At 75.3% G+C, this 15,842-nt stretch carries 15 protein-coding genes; 9 read left to right on the top strand and 6 right to left on the bottom strand.

What is annotated here, in order from left to right; genetic code table 11:
- Nucleotides 1–81 precede the first annotated feature (81 nt).
- Entirely contained in the window at nucleotides 82–774 is a 693-nt protein-coding gene (locus LPA54_RS04990; protein ID WP_228974147.1) for a metal-dependent transcriptional regulator, read from the top strand.
- Nucleotides 775–1,232: 458 nt separating this feature from the next.
- Nucleotides 1,233–2,105, top strand: a complete 873-nt coding sequence (locus tag LPA54_RS04985; RefSeq protein ID WP_228974146.1) for an alpha/beta fold hydrolase — start codon at nucleotides 1,233–1,235, stop codon at nucleotides 2,103–2,105.
- Nucleotides 2,106–2,209: 104 nt separating this feature from the next.
- On the opposite strand, the gene LPA54_RS04980 is transcribed toward LPA54_RS04985, so the two are convergent.
- The 3 genes from LPA54_RS04980 to LPA54_RS04970 all read right to left on the bottom strand — a co-directional run bounded on the left by LPA54_RS04980 (nucleotide 2,210) and on the right by LPA54_RS04970 (nucleotide 5,514).
- Entirely contained in the window at nucleotides 2,210–3,841 is a 1,632-nt protein-coding gene (locus tag LPA54_RS04980) for a transporter (protein ID WP_228974383.1), read from the bottom strand.
- A gap of 83 nt (nucleotides 3,842–3,924) precedes the next feature.
- Nucleotides 3,925–4,737, bottom strand: a complete 813-nt coding sequence (locus LPA54_RS04975; protein WP_228974144.1) for an ABC transporter ATP-binding protein — start codon at nucleotides 4,735–4,737, stop codon at nucleotides 3,925–3,927.
- 102 nt (nucleotides 4,738–4,839) lie between these two features.
- A complete protein-coding gene (locus LPA54_RS04970) occupies nucleotides 4,840–5,514 on the bottom strand; it encodes a bifunctional DNA primase/polymerase (RefSeq protein ID WP_228974141.1) in 675 nt (224 codons plus the stop codon).
- A gap of 299 nt (nucleotides 5,515–5,813) precedes the next feature.
- Here LPA54_RS04970 and LPA54_RS04965 point away from each other — a divergent pair, with 299 nt between their 5' ends.
- Nucleotides 5,814–7,196 (top strand): transcriptional regulator, encoded by a 1,383-nt coding sequence (locus LPA54_RS04965; protein ID WP_228974139.1) that lies wholly within the window; start codon nucleotides 5,814–5,816, stop codon nucleotides 7,194–7,196.
- Nucleotides 7,197–7,277: 81 nt separating this feature from the next.
- Nucleotides 7,278–8,636 (top strand): hypothetical protein, encoded by a 1,359-nt coding sequence (locus tag LPA54_RS04960; protein ID WP_228974137.1) that lies wholly within the window; start codon nucleotides 7,278–7,280, stop codon nucleotides 8,634–8,636.
- A gap of 43 nt (nucleotides 8,637–8,679) precedes the next feature.
- On the opposite strand, the gene LPA54_RS04955 is transcribed toward LPA54_RS04960, so the two are convergent.
- Nucleotides 8,680–9,948 (bottom strand): ABC transporter substrate-binding protein, encoded by a 1,269-nt coding sequence (locus LPA54_RS04955; protein WP_228974380.1) that lies wholly within the window; start codon nucleotides 9,946–9,948, stop codon nucleotides 8,680–8,682.
- A gap of 200 nt (nucleotides 9,949–10,148) precedes the next feature.
- Between LPA54_RS04955 and LPA54_RS04950 the strand changes: the two genes are divergently transcribed.
- A complete protein-coding gene (locus LPA54_RS04950; RefSeq protein ID WP_228974135.1) occupies nucleotides 10,149–10,631 on the top strand; it encodes a hypothetical protein in 483 nt (160 codons plus the stop codon).
- A 95-nt stretch (nucleotides 10,632–10,726) separates the two neighbouring features.
- Nucleotides 10,727–11,578, top strand: a complete 852-nt coding sequence (gene purU, locus LPA54_RS04945) for a formyltetrahydrofolate deformylase (protein ID WP_228974133.1) — start codon at nucleotides 10,727–10,729, stop codon at nucleotides 11,576–11,578.
- A gap of 6 nt (nucleotides 11,579–11,584) precedes the next feature.
- Here purU and LPA54_RS04940 read toward each other — a convergent pair whose 3' ends face one another.
- Entirely contained in the window at nucleotides 11,585–12,991 is a 1,407-nt protein-coding gene (locus LPA54_RS04940) for a zf-HC2 domain-containing protein (RefSeq protein ID WP_228974131.1), read from the bottom strand.
- The gene (locus LPA54_RS04935) at nucleotides 12,988–13,569 is read right to left on the bottom strand and encodes an RNA polymerase sigma factor (protein ID WP_228974128.1); all 582 of its coding nucleotides are present in this window, start codon (nucleotides 13,567–13,569) and stop codon (nucleotides 12,988–12,990) included. The genes LPA54_RS04940 and LPA54_RS04935 overlap by 4 nt, the downstream gene beginning before the upstream one ends.
- 195 nt (nucleotides 13,570–13,764) lie before the next feature.
- Between LPA54_RS04935 and LPA54_RS04930 the strand changes: the two genes are divergently transcribed.
- The 3 genes from LPA54_RS04930 to LPA54_RS04920 all read left to right on the top strand — a co-directional run bounded on the left by LPA54_RS04930 (nucleotide 13,765) and on the right by LPA54_RS04920 (nucleotide 15,692).
- Nucleotides 13,765–14,127, top strand: a complete 363-nt coding sequence (locus LPA54_RS04930) for an STAS domain-containing protein (protein WP_228974378.1) — start codon at nucleotides 13,765–13,767, stop codon at nucleotides 14,125–14,127.
- Between the two features lie 194 nt (nucleotides 14,128–14,321).
- On the top strand, nucleotides 14,322–14,834 hold the full coding sequence (locus tag LPA54_RS04925; RefSeq protein ID WP_228974126.1) for an EF-hand domain-containing protein: 513 nt from the start codon (nucleotides 14,322–14,324) through the stop codon (nucleotides 14,832–14,834).
- Between the two features lie 360 nt (nucleotides 14,835–15,194).
- Nucleotides 15,195–15,692: an ATP-binding protein gene (locus LPA54_RS04920; RefSeq protein ID WP_228974124.1), complete on the top strand. Its 498-nt coding sequence runs from the start codon at nucleotides 15,195–15,197 to the stop codon at nucleotides 15,690–15,692.
- Nucleotides 15,693–15,842: the final 150 nt, after the last annotated feature.

Below are 15,842 nucleotides of genomic sequence, written 5' to 3'. Positions count from 1 at the left end.
GGGGCGGCACGGTTGCCGACGGGATGGGCAACAATGGAGACGGGGCCGCGCAGGTTGAATGTCACGCACCGAGGGGCACGTATGTCCGGACTGATCGACACCACGGAGATGTATCTCCGCACCATCCTCGAGCTTGAGGAGGAAGGTGTGGTGCCCATGCGCGCCCGTATCGCCGAGCGGCTCGACCAGAGCGGCCCGACGGTGAGCCAGACGGTCGCCAGGATGGAGCGTGACGGCCTGGTGACGGTGGCGGGCGACCGCCACCTCGAGCTGACGGAGGAGGGCCGCCGGCTGGCGACCCGCGTGATGCGCAAGCACCGGCTCGCCGAGTGCCTCCTCGTCGACGTGATCGGCCTGGAGTGGGAGCAGGTCCACGCCGAGGCGTGCCGCTGGGAGCACGTGATGAGCGAGGCGGTCGAGCGCCGCGTCCTGGAACTGCTGCGCCACCCCACGGAGTCGCCGTACGGCAACCCCATCCCGGGGCTGGAGGAGCTGGGCGAGAAGGGCGAGAGCGACCCGTACCTCAACGAGGACATGGTCTCCCTCTCCGAGCTGGACGCCGGCGCCGAGGGCAAGACCGTGGTGGTGCGCCGGATCGGCGAGCCGATCCAGACGGACGCCCAGCTCATGTACACGCTGCGGCGCGCGGGCGTGCAGCCCGGCTCCGTGGTGAGTGTGACCGAGTCGCCCGGCGGGGTGCTGGTCGGCAGCAGCGGCGAGGCCGCCGAACTGGACGCCGACGTGGCGTCGCACGTCTTCGTCGCCAAGCGCTGACCCCGCGGGGGCGGCCCCTCTGCCGGCCGGTTTCCTCCGCGCGCCGGCGGCTCCGGCGCGGGCGGAGCCGGCCGATCCGGGGAACGGCCGACGCGCGGGCGCCGCGCGTGCCAGTCTGGCTGCGGCAGGTGATCGGCCCGGGGAGGGAGCAGCGCGGTGCGCCGTCCGTCCGCGTCGAAGCGCGCGTCCGCTCACGAGGAAGGTCCCGGTGCCTCGCGGCACCGGGACCCGACCTCCCCTGTGCTGACCCGGAGCCCCGAGCTCCCAGGGTCAATCCCGTCGGACCTCTTTCCCCGAGTGGTCCGCCTCCCGCTGAAGATCTCCCCTCGGCAGCGCGACCCAATCCTTGAGTGGGGTCACTCGAACGAGCGGTGTTGGCGCCCTCGGCCCAGTTTTCGAATATGAGTTCGATAGTCTGACGGGGGTAGCCGACGTGACAGAAGGGGGTGCCAGGGCAGATGGTGCGACGGATCGACCTGACCGGAGCCGACGGCGTACGCCTCGCCGCCTGGGAGTTCGCCGACCCGCCCAAGGGGCCGGGTGACGGCGGCACCGAGCCCGTCCAGAGCGTGTTACTCCTGCACGGGCTGATGGGCCGCGCCGCGCACTGGGCGCAGACGGCGCGCTGGCTGGCGGAGAAGTACCGGCCCGTCGCCCTGGACCAGCGCGGCCACGGCCACAGCGACAAGCCGGCCGCCGGCCCCTACACGCGCGAGGCGTACGTCGCCGACGCGGTCGCGGCCATCGAGCAGCTCGGCCTCGGCCCGGTGGCGCTCGTCGGACACTCCATGGGCGCCCTGACGGCCTGGCAGCTCGCCGCGGAGCGGCCGGACCTGGTCCGGGCGCTCGTCATCGGCGACATGCGGGCCTCGGCGCTCGGCGCGGCGTCGCAGCGGGAGTGGGAGAGCTGGTTCGGCACGTGGCCCGTGCCGTTCGCGACCCTCGCCGACGTGCGCCGCTGGTTCGGCGAGGACGACCCCCGGGTCGAGCGGCCGAACCCCGCGCGCGGCGCGTTCTTCGCCGAGGTCATGTGCGAGTCGCCGGACGGCTGGCGGCCCGTCTTCTCGCCGGACGGGATGCTCGCCGCGCGGGAGACCTGGGTCCACGACGCCCACTGGGACACCCTGGCCCAGGTCCGCTGCCCCACCCTGGTCGTGCGCGGCCTCGACGGCGAACTGGGCCGCGCCGAGGCGCAGGAGATGGTCCGCGTCCTGCCGCACGGCCGGTACGCCGAGGTCGCCGACGCCGGCCACTACATCCACTACGACCAGCCCGAGGCGTGGCGCGCCGCCGTCGAACCGTTCCTCGCCGAGGTCGCCCCGCCGCGCTGACACCCCCGCGCGCCCCCGCACCCCGCACCCGGGCGGCGCCGCACGCCGCACGCCGCCCGGCGCCACGGCCCGGCGCCCGGGGGCGGGGCCGCGGTGCCGGGCCGTCACGCCTTGCTGACCGCCGCCAGGATCTCCGGCAGGCGCCGCGCCGTGCGCGAGGCGCCCCAGCGCAGGCCCGCCCAGGTGAGCAGCGCGCCCCAGCAGGCGCCCAGCGGGAGGAGCAGCCACCCCGCCGACGGTCCGGCCGACGACACGTGCGACCAGACGGCGGCCACGACCAGCGGCGCGCACAGCAGCACCGAGCCGAGCATCCCGCACGTCATCGAGATCCAGGCCAGCGAGCCCTGCCCCGGAGCGGCGTTCTTGTACGCGCTGTCCTGCGGGATCGAGTACGGGAAGAACGCCGAGGCCCACGCGCCCATCCCGAGCATCGCGCCCAGCAGCCCGTACGACAGCCCCAGCCCCCCGGGCAGCGACCGCCAGTCACCGAGCACCGCCGCCGTCGCCACCGTCACCAGCGTCGCGTACGGCAACGTCACCAGCAGCAGCGCCCCGGCCCGCGCCCGCAGCTCCACATAGGCGTCGCGCGGCGACGACACGGTCATCGCCACCATCCAGAACGCCGAGGTGTCCTGGCCGAACTGGTTGTACATCAGCGTCCCGAGCATGCCGGCCGCGAAGCACGACCAGTAGACCGACCCGTTGCCCTGCCAGGCGTTGAAGAGCGGGATGATCGCGCCCAGCGCGAGCGCCGTCACCCACCCGGACTTCGCCTTCGGGTCGCGCCACGCGTACGTCAGCGCCCGCCGCACCACCGCGCCGGTGCGCCCCTCCGGCCACAGCCGGATTCCGCCCGCCGCGGAGCGCCGCCGGTCCGCCCCGGTGCCCGCCGCGGCGAGCGTCGAGCCGTCGGGTGCCGTCATCAGCGTCGTCAGGCTCCGCTGCCACCAGTACAGCAGCCCCGCGAGCGCCGCCGCCGAGAGCAGCAGCTGCACCGCGGCTGCCCCGTAGGCCCCCCGGCTCGCCGAGTCCACCGCGCCGACCGCCGACGCGGGCGGCAGCCACCGCACCACCTCCGCGACCGGCTCCAGCCGGGAGAGCCCGCCCGCCTCCCCGAGCCGCTGCGCGCCGAAGTTCACGAACTGGATGCCGACCGCCACCACGAGCCCGCTCAGCAGCGCCAGGTCCCGGCCCCGGCGGGAGGTCAGCAGCCGGATGTTGGCCGCCGCCACGGCCCGCGCCAGCGCCAGGCACACCAGCAGCACCAGCGGCACCGCCACCACCGCCACGGCCACCGCGAACGCCCCGTGGGCGACGGAGACGCCCGCGCCGACCACCAGGCAGAGCGTGTACAGCGGCCCGATGCCCACCAGCGACGCCACCAGGAGCGCCCGTACCAGCGGCCCCGCCCGCAGCGGCAGCATCACCAGCCGCGTCGGGTCGAGCGTCTCGTCGCCGCTCGGGAAGAACAGCGGCATCACCGCCCACCCGAGGGCGAGCACCGCCGTCAGCAGCACCGCGAGCGTCCCGGCCTGGGCGTGGCCGCGCAGCAGCACCATGCCGAGCAGCTGCCCGGCGGCGAAGAGCAGCGCGAAGACGATCGACACGACGTAGACGGCCGTCCGCCCCGCCGACTGCCGCAGGCCGTTGCGCAGCAGCGCCCACTTGAGCCGGACGAAGACCGGGACCAGCCCGCCGCCCACCACCCCCGGCCCCCCGCCGGGCACCCCCGGCAGACCGGGCACCCCCGGAGAGCCAGGAGAGCCGGGGGAACCAGGGGCGCCGGGGCCGCCCGGCAGCGCCGTACCGGCCGCCGGGGTCACCGCGCACCTCCGAGCCAGTCGAGCGACTCGCCCGTGTCCCGGCCCCGCGCGCCCACCAGCTCCAGGAACGCCTGCTGGAGCGTGGGCGCGTCGCCCCGCACCTCGGCGAGCGTGCCCTGCGCGCGGATCCGGCCCGCCGCCATCACCGCCACCCAGTCGCACAGCGACTCCACCAGCTCCATGACGTGGCTGGAGAAGACCACCGTGGCGCCGGACGCCGTGTACCGCTCCAGGACGCCCCGGATGGTCTGCGCCGACACCGGGTCGACGCCCTCGAACGGCTCGTCCAGGAAGAGCACTTCGGGGTTGTGCAGCAGCGCCGCCGCGAGTCCGATCTTCTTCCGCATGCCGGTCGAGTAGTCGATCACCAGCTTGTGCTGCGAGCCGGCCAGGTCCAGCACGTCGAGCAGCTGCGTCGCCCGCTTGTCGACCTCGGCGCCCGGCAGCCCCCGCAGCCGCCCGGTGTACCCGAGCAGTTCGCGCCCCGAGAGCCGCTCGAAGAGCCGCAGTCCCTCGGGCAGGACGCCGATGCGGGCCTTCACCGCGGCCGGGTCGCGCCACACGTCGTGCCCGGCCACCTCGATGCTGCCCCCGTCCGGGCGGAGCAGCCCGGTCACCATGGACAGCGTCGTCGTCTTGCCCGCGCCGTTCGGACCGACCAGGCCCACGAACCTCCCGGCGGGCAGCACCAGGTCCACCCCCGCGACCGCCACCTGCTCGCCGAAGCGCTTCCACAGCCCTTCCACACGAACGGCGGGTGGCGCCGCCGAGGGCGCTCCACCCGCCAGGTCGACTTCCGGCTCCGGCATGGTCACTGCCGCCTTCCACTGTCCCCCGCCGCACCCTGCGGCCGTGGGGACAGCCTACGAACCCCTCACCTGCGGGTCCGCACCCCTGCGGATCGCCCCCCGCTACCGGCGGCCCCGGGCGGCCGCCGCCTCCCGCCCGCACGCGTAGGCGAGGGGGCTGATCAGCTCCTCCACGTCCGGCAGCCAGCGGTTCGCCGGGGTGGGGCGGCATGCCCACTGCACCGCGCCCTGGCCGCCGACCCGGGTGGGCGGCGCCGCCACGTACTGGCCCTCGCCCTTGGCGACGAGGTCGATCCCGGTGGGGGACCAGCCCAGCTTGCGGATCAGCTCCGCGACCTTCGGGGCCGCGCCCGGCAGGACGAAGAACAGCATGCGCCGGTCCGGGGTGCACGTCACCGGGCCGAGCGTGAGGTCCATCCGCTCCATCCGCGCGAGCGCGAGGAAGCCCGCCGACTCCGGCACGTCCAGCGCGTCGAAGGTGCGCCCCGTCGGCAGCAGGATCGACGCCCGCGGCTGCTTGCCCCACAGCCGGCGCGCCCCGACCGCGCTCCCCGTCGCCTGCGAGGCCCAGTCGGGCCGCGCCGGGTGGGCGCCCGGCGCGGGGCACGCCGTGTCCTGGCAGGAGCACAGCTCCCGGCCCTCGACCGCCTCCAACCACGTGCCGGGGAACACGTCCCAGTGCCGCTCTTCCGCGTACCGCACGGCGCTGTCCAACAGCTGCTCACCGCGCTGCTGGGGGATCCGTGCGGCTTCCGTGACTCCGATGGTCTCTTCCACGGAGAGCACAACTGCCCGCCACACGGGGGGTTACGGGGCGCAAAGCCGAAGGGGGAGGTGCATCGATCCGGCACGCGGGGCGCATGGGTGCACGTCCGGGGGCGCGCACGGGCGGTGGGAGCCGCGGACGGGTAACCACTGTCGGGGGAGGGGCGTCAATGCGGGAGGCTCCCGGCATGCGCCGCGATACATCGCCATAGCCGTTGTTTTGGTATTACAGCGCCACGTTCTGCATTCTCCGGACACCAGCCGGGCAGTGATCGACGATCTGATCACCACCGGCAGCACAGGGGGTAGTCATGGCAGCGAGGCCGCTCGTCGCCCGTCAGCCGAACGAACGGCTGCAGGCTCTCATCCAGGAAGCGGGGTGCTCCAACGCCGGGCTCGCCCGCCGCGTCAACATGGTCGGCTCCGAACGGGGGTTGGACCTGCGGTACGACAAGACGTCCGTCGCGCGCTGGCTGCGCGGGCAGCAGCCGCGCGGCCGGGCCCCCGGCATCATCGCGGAGGCACTCGGGCGCAAGCTGGGCCGTACGGTCACGATCGACGAGATCGGGATGGCGAACGGCAAGAACCTCGCGAGCGGGGTGGGGCTGCAGTTCGCGCCGACCGTCCTCGGCGCCATCGAGCAGGTCTGCGAGCTGTGGCGCAGCGACGTGGGGCGGCGGGACTTCCTGTCCGGCTCGACCGTCGCCGCCTCCGCCCTGGTCGAGCCCAGCCGGGACTGGCTGATCACCGGCCCCGACCCGCAGGTCGCACGGGCCGCCGGGTCGCGGGTGGGGCTGTCGGACGTCCGCGCCGTGCGCGCCATGACCGAGGCGCTGGTCGACCTCGACCACCGGTTCGGCAGCGGGCACGTGCGGCCGGTGGTCGTGCACTACCTGAACAGCGTGGTCTCCGGGATGCTGGCCGGCTCCTACCGGGACGCGGTGGGGCGCCAGCTCTTCGCCGCCGTCGCCCGGCTCACCGAACTGGCCGGGTACATGGCGGTCGACACCGGGCAACCGGGCCTGGCGCAGCGGTACTACATCCAGGCGCTGCGCCTCGCGCAGGCGGCCGGCGACCGGGCGTACGGCGGGTACGTGCTCGCCGCCTCGATGAGCCACCTCGCCGCCCAGCTGGGCAACCCGCGCGAGATCGCCCAGTTGGCGCGGGCCGCGCAGGAGGGCGCCCGCGGGCACGTCACGCCGCGCGCGGAGGCGATGTTCCTGGCGGCCGAGGCGCGGGGCCACGCCCTCCTCGGCGACGCCCGCACCTGCCAGGACGTGGCGGGGCGGGCCGTCGCGGCGCTGGACCGGGCCGACCCGGGCTCGGGCGACGACCCGGCGTGGATCGCCCACTTCGACCACGCGTACCTCGCCGACGAACTGGCCCACTGCCACCGGGACCTCGGCCAGGCCCAGGCGGCGGCCAGGGCGGCGACCGAGGCCCTGGAGGGCCACCCGGCCTCCCGCGCGCGGCGCCGGGCGATCGGGCTGGTGCTGCTGGCGTCGGCGCAGGTGCAGCAGCGCGAGGTGGAGCAGGCGTGCCACACGGGCGTCCGCGCGGCCGAACTCCTCGGCACGCTGCGGTCGTCGCGCGGCGCGGAGTACCTCGACGACCTCCAGCTGCGGCTGGAGCCGTTCGGGGAGGAGGCGGCCGTACGGGAGTTCACGGCGCGCCTGGAGCTCCAGGCGGCCTGAGGACCGCACCCGTGTGCGGGGGCGGGGGCACACCCGGTAGCGTGAGCCGACGTTTCCGTAGGTTCACACGTAGGAGTCCCGGTGACGCAGAGCGGACACGGCCAGGAGGGCCAGTCGTGGGGTCGGCCCGCAGGGCAGCCCTGGGGGCCGCCGCCCCCGCACGCCGCGCCGGGTGAGGGCCCCGCCGCGCCCCCCGCCCAGGACCCCACGGACCCGGCCACCCAGTACCTGCGGCCGGTGGCGCCCGACCCCGCGACGGACCCGGCCACGCAGTACCTGCGGCCGGTGCCGCCGGACGCCGCGACGGACCCGGCCACGCAGTACCTGCGGCCGGTGCCGCCGGTGTCCTCGCCCCTGCCGCCGGAGAGCCCGGCGGAGTCGACGCAGTTCCTCGGCACGGGCTTCGGCGCCCCGCAGCCGCAGCAGCACGGGTACGGGCAGCCGCAGCAGCCGGGATACGGGCAGCCGTACGCGCCCCAGCAGCACCAGCAGCCGCAGCACCAGCCGCCGCAGCACCAGCAGCCCCGGCAGCCGGATCCGGATGCCGAGGCGACCCAGTACATACCCCCCGTACCGGGACGTACCGGACCGCCGGCCGAGTTCGACAACCTCTTCCGGGACGACGCCTCGGGCGGGACGCAGCAGATGCCCCGGTACGAGCCGCCCGCCCAGCAGCACCCCCAGCCGCCGCACCGGCAGCAGTACGCCGCCGGCCCGCAGCACCAGCCCCACCCGCAGCAGCAGTCCTGGGGCGGACCGGCCGGGCGCCCCGACCGGTACGACGGCTACGACGACGAGCCGCCGCGCCGCTCCTCCAAACTGCCGCTGGTGGCGGCCGTCGTCGTGGGGTGCGCCGTGGTGGGGCTCGGTGCGGGCGCCCTGCTCGGCGGCGGGGACGACAAGGACGCGCGGACCGACAAGACCGGCGTGGCCGCCGCCTCGTCCCCGACGCCCGAGCGAACGACCGCCGCGCCCGCCGCCGACCCGGTGAAGACGCAGGCGGAGGGGCTCGACAAGCTGCTCGCCGACAGCAACGACAGCCGCGCCGCGGTGATCCGTTCGGTCGAGAACATCAAGCGGTGCCAGAAGCTGGACGAGGCGGCGGCGGACCTGCGGGAGGCCGCCGGGCAGCGCCGCGAGCTGGTGACCCGGCTGGGCGGCACCCCGATCGACAAGCTCCCCGACCACGCCGCGCTCGCCTCCGCCCTCACCACCGCCTGGCAGGCGTCGGCCAAGGCCGACGACCACTACGCCGCCTGGGCGGAGCAGGTCAAGAAGCCGAAGAACTGCAAGGACGGCAAGGCCCGCAACACCGGCAGCACCGCCTCGGCGGCGGGGGCCAGCAGCGAGGCGACCATCGCCAAGCGGAAGGCCGCGGGCCTGTGGAACGGCATCGCCCGGACGTACGGCCTCACCGAGCGCCAGCCCACGCAGCTCTGACGCGCCCCCGGCGCCCCGCCGCGCACCCGCGGCGGGACACCTCCTAGGAGGCGCGGGCGTCGAGCATCGCCTCGCCGACGTCGACGAAGCCCGAGCTCTGCGCCACGAGGCGGCCCTGCCGCACCACCTGGAAGGTCACCCCGTGGTTGACGATCCGGGGGAAGCCGGGCGTGCCGAGCATGTCCTCGTACCGCCAGCGCAGGACGGGCGTGAGCCCCCCGGTGTCCACCCGCAGGCCCCGGTCGAGGGTCAGGGCGATGCGGCCGGGGGTGACCTCGCCCTCGCCGATCGCCTCCAGGACCCGGCGCAGGACGGTGTAGGCGATCCAGGTGGTCTGCACGCCGGCGTCGGCCGGGTCGATCCGGTTGTCGCCGAAGGCGTGCTCCCGGATCACCTGCTTCATCGGCTCCCAGCGAGGGTCGGCCGCGTCGGGGTACCAGCCGGTGATGTACGCGCCCTCGAAGGGCCCGGAGGCGCCGCCCGTGCGGTCGACCAGCGGCTGGTCGACGCTGCCCAGCACGGACGAGACGCGGACGTCCCGGCCGTCGGAGGGCAGCCGCCGGTAGGAGTCGAAGAAGTTGGCCGTGCGCTCGCCGAGCGCGGCGGTGACGCAGCCGCGCTTCTTGCCGGCCCGCTTGCGGGAGCGGTCGGCGACGACCGCGTACTCGCCGGCGTCCTCGGCGGCGGGGATGTCGTACGCCTCGCGCTGCCGGCCCCGGGTGAGGCCGGAGTTGAGCAGCGCGTGCAGGTAGTCCCCGGCGATCGTGTCGGGACGGACGAGGGAGACCCGCTCGCAGGAGGCGGCGAGCTGCATGCCGTTCCCGGCGAGCAGCGAGACCTGCCCGCCGTTGACCGGGTAGGACAGGTGGCTGGTGAACTCCTCGTCGGAGAGGCCGTAGCCGCCGATGTACGGGATGTTCGCCGCCTCCAGGGTCGCCATGAAGGCGCGGCCGTGCTGGCTGTAGGAGCCGACCACCGCGACCGCGCCCTCGCGGACGGCCTGGCGGGCGCAGGCGGCGGCGCCGGTCGCGGTGTTGCCCTCGTTGCAGGTGACCACCCGCAGGTCGCGGCCGTCGACGCCGCCCCGGCTGTTGCTCCAGCGGGCGTACGCCTCGGCCATCGCGGGCATGCCGGGCATGTTGGTCGCGCGGGTCTCCGAAGGGGCCCAGGTCATCACGGTGACGGGCTCCCTGGAGCCCCCCGTGGCTCCAGGGAGGGCACCGCAGCCGGCGAGGAGGGACGCCGCGACGAGCACCGCCGCGGCCCTGGGCAGGAGCGGTGTGGGGAAGCGTCGCGTGCCGTTACCGGTCATGGTCACGCACACTTCCGCCCCGTGGGTAACGGCGCAGTGAGGGTGGTTCAACGGTCGGTGACGACGAGGTGAATTACGGGAGCCGACCGCCGCGTACGGTGGGGACGTACGATCGAACCCGGCGCCGCGCCCCCGTGGCGCACGTGCCCCGTCCGTCCCGGGCGCGGTCCGCGAGGACCGGGCCCGCAAGGTGAACGCAGATGAACTCTTCCCGTCGCGGCCGTCGCTCCTCCACCATGGGCGGCATGCCCATCGACGACATGCCCTGGTGGCGTTGGCGCGCCAACGTGCGCTCCGCGCTGCACATGCTCTCCGACGTCCGCTTCCACGAGGAGTGCTGGCTGGCGGGGGTCGAGGGGTACGGGGACGTCACCGACGCCGTGTACCGGCTGGTCGAGGACACCTGGCTGGACAACTGGTCCGCCGAGAAGTACGTCGGCACCATATTCCGCGACCCGGGCGAGGCCGCGCTGGTCGACGCGGCGGTCCTGCGGGTCCTGCGGATCGTGCACCAGGTCGGCCCGGACGCGCCCGTCTCCGCCTACCTCGGCCACCAGGGCTGGCCGGAGGCCGTGCGCGCCGCCCGCGAGGCCCACGTCGCCCTCGCCGTGAACGACGGCGAGGACCCCGACGCCCCGCCGCAGCCGCTGTACGCGCTGCGGGCCCTGACCGGCGCCGCCTGAGGCCTCGCGGGCGGTCGGCGACCGCCCCCCCGGGCCGAGGTCCGCCAGGCGGACGCGGCGCGGGGCCGGCCCGCCGCGTATGGCATCCTGCGAGGATGACCGACCAGTACGTCCTCACCCTCTCCTGCCCCGACAAGCAGGGCATCGTGCACGCCGTGTCGAGCTACCTCTTCATCACGGGGTGCAACATCGAGGACAGCCAGCAGTTCGGGGACCGCGGTTCGGGCCTGTTCTTCATGCGGGTGCACTTCTCCGCCGAGGCGCCGGTCACCGTCGAGAAGCTGCGGGCCAGCTTCACCGCCGTCGGCGACTCCTTCGGGATGGACTGGCAGATCAACCGCGCCGACGAGCGGATGCGGGTGGTGCTGATGGTCTCGAAGTTCGGCCACTGCCTGAACGACCTGCTGTTCCGCCAGCGGATCGGCGCGCTGCCGGTCGAGGTCGTCGCCGTCGTCTCCAACCACACGGACTTCGCGGAGCTCGCCGCCTCCTACGACGTGCCCTTCCACCACATCCCGGTGACGAAGGACACCAAGGCCGAGGCCGAGGCGCGGGTGCTGGAGCTGGTGCGGGGCGAGAACGTCGAACTGGTCGTCCTCGCCCGGTACATGCAGGTCCTGTCGGACGACCTGTGCAAGGCGCTGAGCGGCCGGATCATCAACATCCACCACTCCTTCCTGCCGAGCTTCAAGGGCGCGAAGCCGTACCACCAGGCGCACGCGCGCGGCGTGAAGCTGATCGGCGCCACGGCGCACTACGTGACGGCCGACCTCGACGAGGGCCCGATCATCGAGCAGGAGGTCGAGCGCGTGGGGCACGAGGTCACGCCGGACCAACTCGTCGCCGTCGGACGCGACGTGGAGTGCCAGGCGCTGGCCCGCGCGGTCAAGTGGCACGCGGAGCGCCGCATCCTGCTCAACGGCAGCCGCACCGTCGTCTTCGCCTGACGGCGGTCACAGACGGCTCAGGGACGCCGCCGCGAGGAGGACGTCCCTGACCGCCTCCCGGTCCCCGTCCTGGCCGGCCGCGGCCTCCTCCGGCGCCACCCGCCCGGCCACGAGCCGGCAGAACTCCACGCCGTCCACCGCCACCTGGGCGACCTCGTGGTCCGGCGACCCGACCGCCGCGGGCGAGTCGAGCGGGATGTACCAGTGCCCGCCGCCCGACCCCTCCACCTCCAGGTGCAGCGACCGCCCCGGGGCGCCCGCCTCCACCAGCGTGCGGACCGGCCCGGCGAGCCCCGCGCGGCGCCGGTCGGCCAGCGCGGCCGGCAGCAGCCGCGCCGCCAGGTCGACCATGCCGTGCAGGTGCGCCCCGGACGGCGGCTCGTACGGGTAGTCCACGGCCGCCGCGATGTCGTCGGCGTGCACCCAGCACTCGAAGGCCCGCTCCACCAGGGCGTCCCGCAGGGGCAGGGAGAACGCGCCGTACGGGACGGACAGGTCGCCCACCCCGCGCCCCGCGAACGACACCGTCCGCACCAGCGTGTGCGCCTGGTCCCGCCACGGGTCGCGCACCGCGCGCGTGAAGGGCCCGTCCGCCGACCGCCACAGCGCCTCCGTGCGCCCGGTCGGCCCGCAGCCGTCGGGCAGGTCCGCGGCCGGGCCCCGCACCCCCGGGCGCAGCGGGTCGTCCAGGCCGAGGGCCGCCGCGACCAGCCCGTCCACGGCGTAGAGGTGGGCGATGACGCCCGCGACCGTCGAGCGGCGGTCCGCCCGTCGGTCGCCCTCGTACCAGCGCAGCCGCACCGGGGCGTGCCACTCCGGTTCGCCGATGTCGCGCAGCAGCGCGTCGAGCCGGGCGGTCTCCGCGTCGTACGGCGCGGCCCAGCCGGGCAGCGGGATCCGGGCGGGGCGCCGGCCCAGGCAGTTCTCCAGGACCCGCGAGCGCAGCAGCGGATCCAGGTCCAGGTCGCGTTCGCTGTGCAGCAGCCCCACCGCGTCCCGCAGCCGCAGCGCCTCGTCCGCGCAGGGCGCGCACTCCGTGAGGTGCGCCTCGACGGCGGCGGTCTCCTCGGCGGAGCACGCCGCCAGCGCCCAGGCGCCGAGCAGCGACTTCAGCACCGCGTGCGACAGCGCGCCCGGCGGCGGCCCGCCCGCGGGGCCCGGCACCGGCTCGTGCCGCGCGCCGTCCAGCGGTTCGTCCCTCGGCTCGTTCCGCGGCTCGTCCTGCGGCTCGTCCCTCGGCTCCTCCGGTGGCTCCGCCCGCGGGACCGGCCCGGCGGGGGCCGCGACGTCCGGAGGGGCGTGCTCCGCGTCGTCCGCCGCGCGGCGCGGGGCCGGTATGCGGGGCGCCCGGCCCACCTCGTCCCGGCCCTCCCGCTCCTCGTCGCGGCCGCCGCCGGCCGGCGGGCCGGTCACAGCGGTGACCCCCCGTGCCCCGGCGGCCCCTCGACGGGCCTGGTGTGGGCCGAGGACAGCAACTGGAGCCCCAACCGCAGCCGGCGCCGCGCCTCGTCCTCGGTCACCCCGAGGTCGGCGGCGGTCTGGCGGTAGTCCCGGCGCTGGAAGTACGCCAGCTCCAGCGCCCTGCGCAGCGGCGCCGGCATGGCCGTGACGATGTAGTCGGCGCGGGCCGCCACCGCCGCCCGCCGCACCTTCTGCTCCAGCTCCTCCGCCGAACCCCCGCCGTGCTCGGCGAGCGCCCGCGTACCGCTCTGGCGGAGCCGGTACACGGCCTGGCGGCGGGCCAGCCGCGCGATCCACGCCCGCATCGAGCCCTCCTCCCGGGGGTCGTACGCGTCCGGGTTCTCCCACACGTACCCGAAGACCTCCCGGGTGACGAGGTCGGCGGCCTCCTCGTCCTCCAGCACGCGGTGGGCGGTGTTGTGGACGAGGGAGGCGAAGCGGTCGTACAGCTCGCCGAGCGCGGCCGCCTCGCCCCGCGCCAGCCGCTGCTGCATCCTGCGGTCCCAGCGCGGTGGTGTGTCCTTCGCCATGGCTCCAACGTAGTCCGCCCGCGCCGGAGTGCGCCCCCCTTCGGGCAACTGCCGGCGGTGCGTCGGGCGCCGGTGGTAGGGGAATCCGCCGGAAACCGCCGCGGGTGTTTCGACCGGTGCGCACGGGGCAGGGGCGTCGGGTAGGACGCCTCCTCACGGGCGACGGCGCCCGGCGAGGGAGGGGCGCGGCAGGTGATGCTGACGGTGGAGCGGGCCGAACACGGCGCCTGGACCGTGCTCCGCGTGCGCGGCGAACTCGACCTCGTCTCCTCGCCCGTGGTGCGGCGGCAGGTGCACGAGGTGGTCGCCGACGGGCGCCACGCCCTCGTACTGGACCTCTCCGGCGTCCTGTTCTGCGACTCCAGCGGCGTGGGGGTGCTCATCGCGGCCCGCCGGCTGCTCCACTCCTGCCGGGGCGGCCTCCGGTTGATCCTGCCGGCCCGGGGCGCCGTCGAGGGCTCCCACGTCAACCGGGTGCTCGCCGCGCTCGGCGTGCAGCGGCTGTTCGACGTGTACCCGGACCTCCCCGCGGCGACGGAGGAGCGCCCCGCCGCGTAGCCGACCGGAGGCAGCGGGGGCAGCGGGTCGGCGGGGTCAGCGGTGGTGGCGGCCGCCCGGTCGCCGCGCGCGGGCTGCGGGGCACACGGGCTGCGGGGCGTGTGGGCGGTGGGGCACGGGGGGCGGCGGGTGTGCGCGGGCGCGCCGGGGCCTGCGCCTCCCCGGACGGCCCCTCCCCGTCGTACGCTCCCCGCATGGAAGCGGAGGAGTTGCACCAGCACCGCGTCGCCGCCCGGTTCGCGGCGCTCGACCAGGACGGCAGCGGGTACGTCTCGCGCGAGGACTTCACCACCGCGGCGCGGCGGCTGCTGTCCGAGTTCGGCACGCCGTACCGCTCCGACCGGGGGCAGGCCGTGACGCTGGGCGCCGAGGCGTTCTGGCAGGGTTTCGCGGGCATCGCGGACGTCGACGGCGACCAGCGCGTCAGCCGGGAGGAGTTCGCGAACGGCGCGGTGAAGCGGCTGCGCGACAATCCCCAGCGGTTTGCCGGGATCGCCCGCCCGTTCGTCCGCGCCGTGCTGGCCGTCGCCGCCCCCGACGGGCAGGGCCGGGCGGACACGGCGGGCGTGGCGCGGGCGCTGCGCGTGCTGGGCGTCGAGCCGGACGCCGCGGCCCGGGCGGCCGGGGCGCTCGACCCGGACGGCAGCGGCCGGATCGACGAGGAGCGGGCCGTCGACGCCCTCGCCCGCTACTTCATGGTCGCCTGACCGCCCCTGCCCGTACGCAGCGTCACCACGACGGGTGACGGTCCGTGAGGATAGCCGCGCGCCGGATGGGCAGAGTCGATACCGGGTCGTGTCCCGCGCGGCGGTCGCCACGCGCCGGGTACGGCGGCCCCCTCGGGTACGCTCCGTGGCGTGCGCGTGGTGGTGAGGCTGGCGTGACGGACCGCGCCCGGGTGTTCGACTGCCCGGAAAGTGCGTCGCACAGTATGCACCAACCGTACTCCTTCGCGCTGGAATATGCCCGAAGCGCTTGTTGCGGTGACTGTACGTCAACCATGCTGTCCCACAAGGATCGCTGTGAGGCGCGAGGCGATGTGTCCGCCGGTTCGGATGGTGTGAGCGGTGCAGGTGCTTCAGGTTCAGTTGGAGGTCGGACCCGACCCCTCCGAGGTGGGTCGGGCCCGCAGATGGGCCAGGTCACGGCTGGCCGGTACGGGCATAGCTGCCGACGAGCCGCTGGCCGACACGCTGGTGCTGCTCATCTCGGAACTCGTGACCAACGCCGTGGTGCACACGGGGTGCCCGGCCGTCCTGCGGATGCTCTTCGGGCCGGGCGGCGCCGGGGCCGGCATCGTGCGGGTCGAGGTCGCCGACCGCAGCGCCTGCCCCCCGCAGCAGCGCCGCGCGGACGGCGGTGACACCCACGGGCGCGGGCTGGAACTGGTCGACGGGCTCGCCGACCGGTGGGGCTGGCAGCCGGAGGGCGGTGGCAAGCGCATCTGGTGCGAGGTGGACCGGAGCGCGCCGGTGCTGAGCGCGGTCGTCCGGGAACCGCGGGCGTGCGGCGCCCGCCACTACTCCCCGGGCGACGCCCCGCGACCCGTCACGAACACCACGTAACGGTCATTTCCGGGAATACCCGTTGACGTACGGTGCCGGCCTGATCACCCTGGGAAGAGCGATTCGTGGCGAGGGGACGCCGAGGGCTTGACGCCCTTGGCGAGTACGGGTCGCGGTTCGGTGTCGGTCCCCGGTGGGAAACGCCGCGGG

It is taken from the genome of Streptomyces sp. DH12 (assembly GCF_020873895.1).
GTDB lineage: Bacteria > Actinomycetota > Actinomycetes > Streptomycetales > Streptomycetaceae > Streptomyces.
This window is presented reverse-complemented; position numbering and strand designations above follow the sequence as displayed.

Excerpts from the sequence above, each read along its gene's own strand:
- LPA54_RS04990 (WP_228974147.1), top strand. The coding sequence starts at position 82 with ATGTCCGGACTGATCGACACCACGGAGATGTATCTCCGCACCATCCTC.
- LPA54_RS04985 (WP_228974146.1), top strand. The coding sequence starts at position 1,233 with ATGGTGCGACGGATCGACCTGACCGGAGCCGACGGCGTACGCCTCGCC.
- LPA54_RS04975 (WP_228974144.1), bottom strand. The coding sequence starts at position 4,737 with ATGCCGGAGCCGGAAGTCGACCTGGCGGGTGGAGCGCCCTCGGCGGCG.
- LPA54_RS04965 (WP_228974139.1), top strand. The coding sequence starts at position 5,814 with ATGGCAGCGAGGCCGCTCGTCGCCCGTCAGCCGAACGAACGGCTGCAG.
- LPA54_RS04955 (WP_228974380.1), bottom strand. The coding sequence starts at position 9,948 with ATGACCGGTAACGGCACGCGACGCTTCCCCACACCGCTCCTGCCCAGG.
- LPA54_RS04950 (WP_228974135.1), top strand. The coding sequence starts at position 10,149 with ATGAACTCTTCCCGTCGCGGCCGTCGCTCCTCCACCATGGGCGGCATG.
- purU (WP_228974133.1), top strand. The coding sequence starts at position 10,727 with ATGACCGACCAGTACGTCCTCACCCTCTCCTGCCCCGACAAGCAGGGC.
- LPA54_RS04935 (WP_228974128.1), bottom strand. The coding sequence starts at position 13,569 with ATGGCGAAGGACACACCACCGCGCTGGGACCGCAGGATGCAGCAGCGG.
- LPA54_RS04930 (WP_228974378.1), top strand. The coding sequence starts at position 13,765 with ATGCTGACGGTGGAGCGGGCCGAACACGGCGCCTGGACCGTGCTCCGC.
- LPA54_RS04925 (WP_228974126.1), top strand. The coding sequence starts at position 14,322 with ATGGAAGCGGAGGAGTTGCACCAGCACCGCGTCGCCGCCCGGTTCGCG.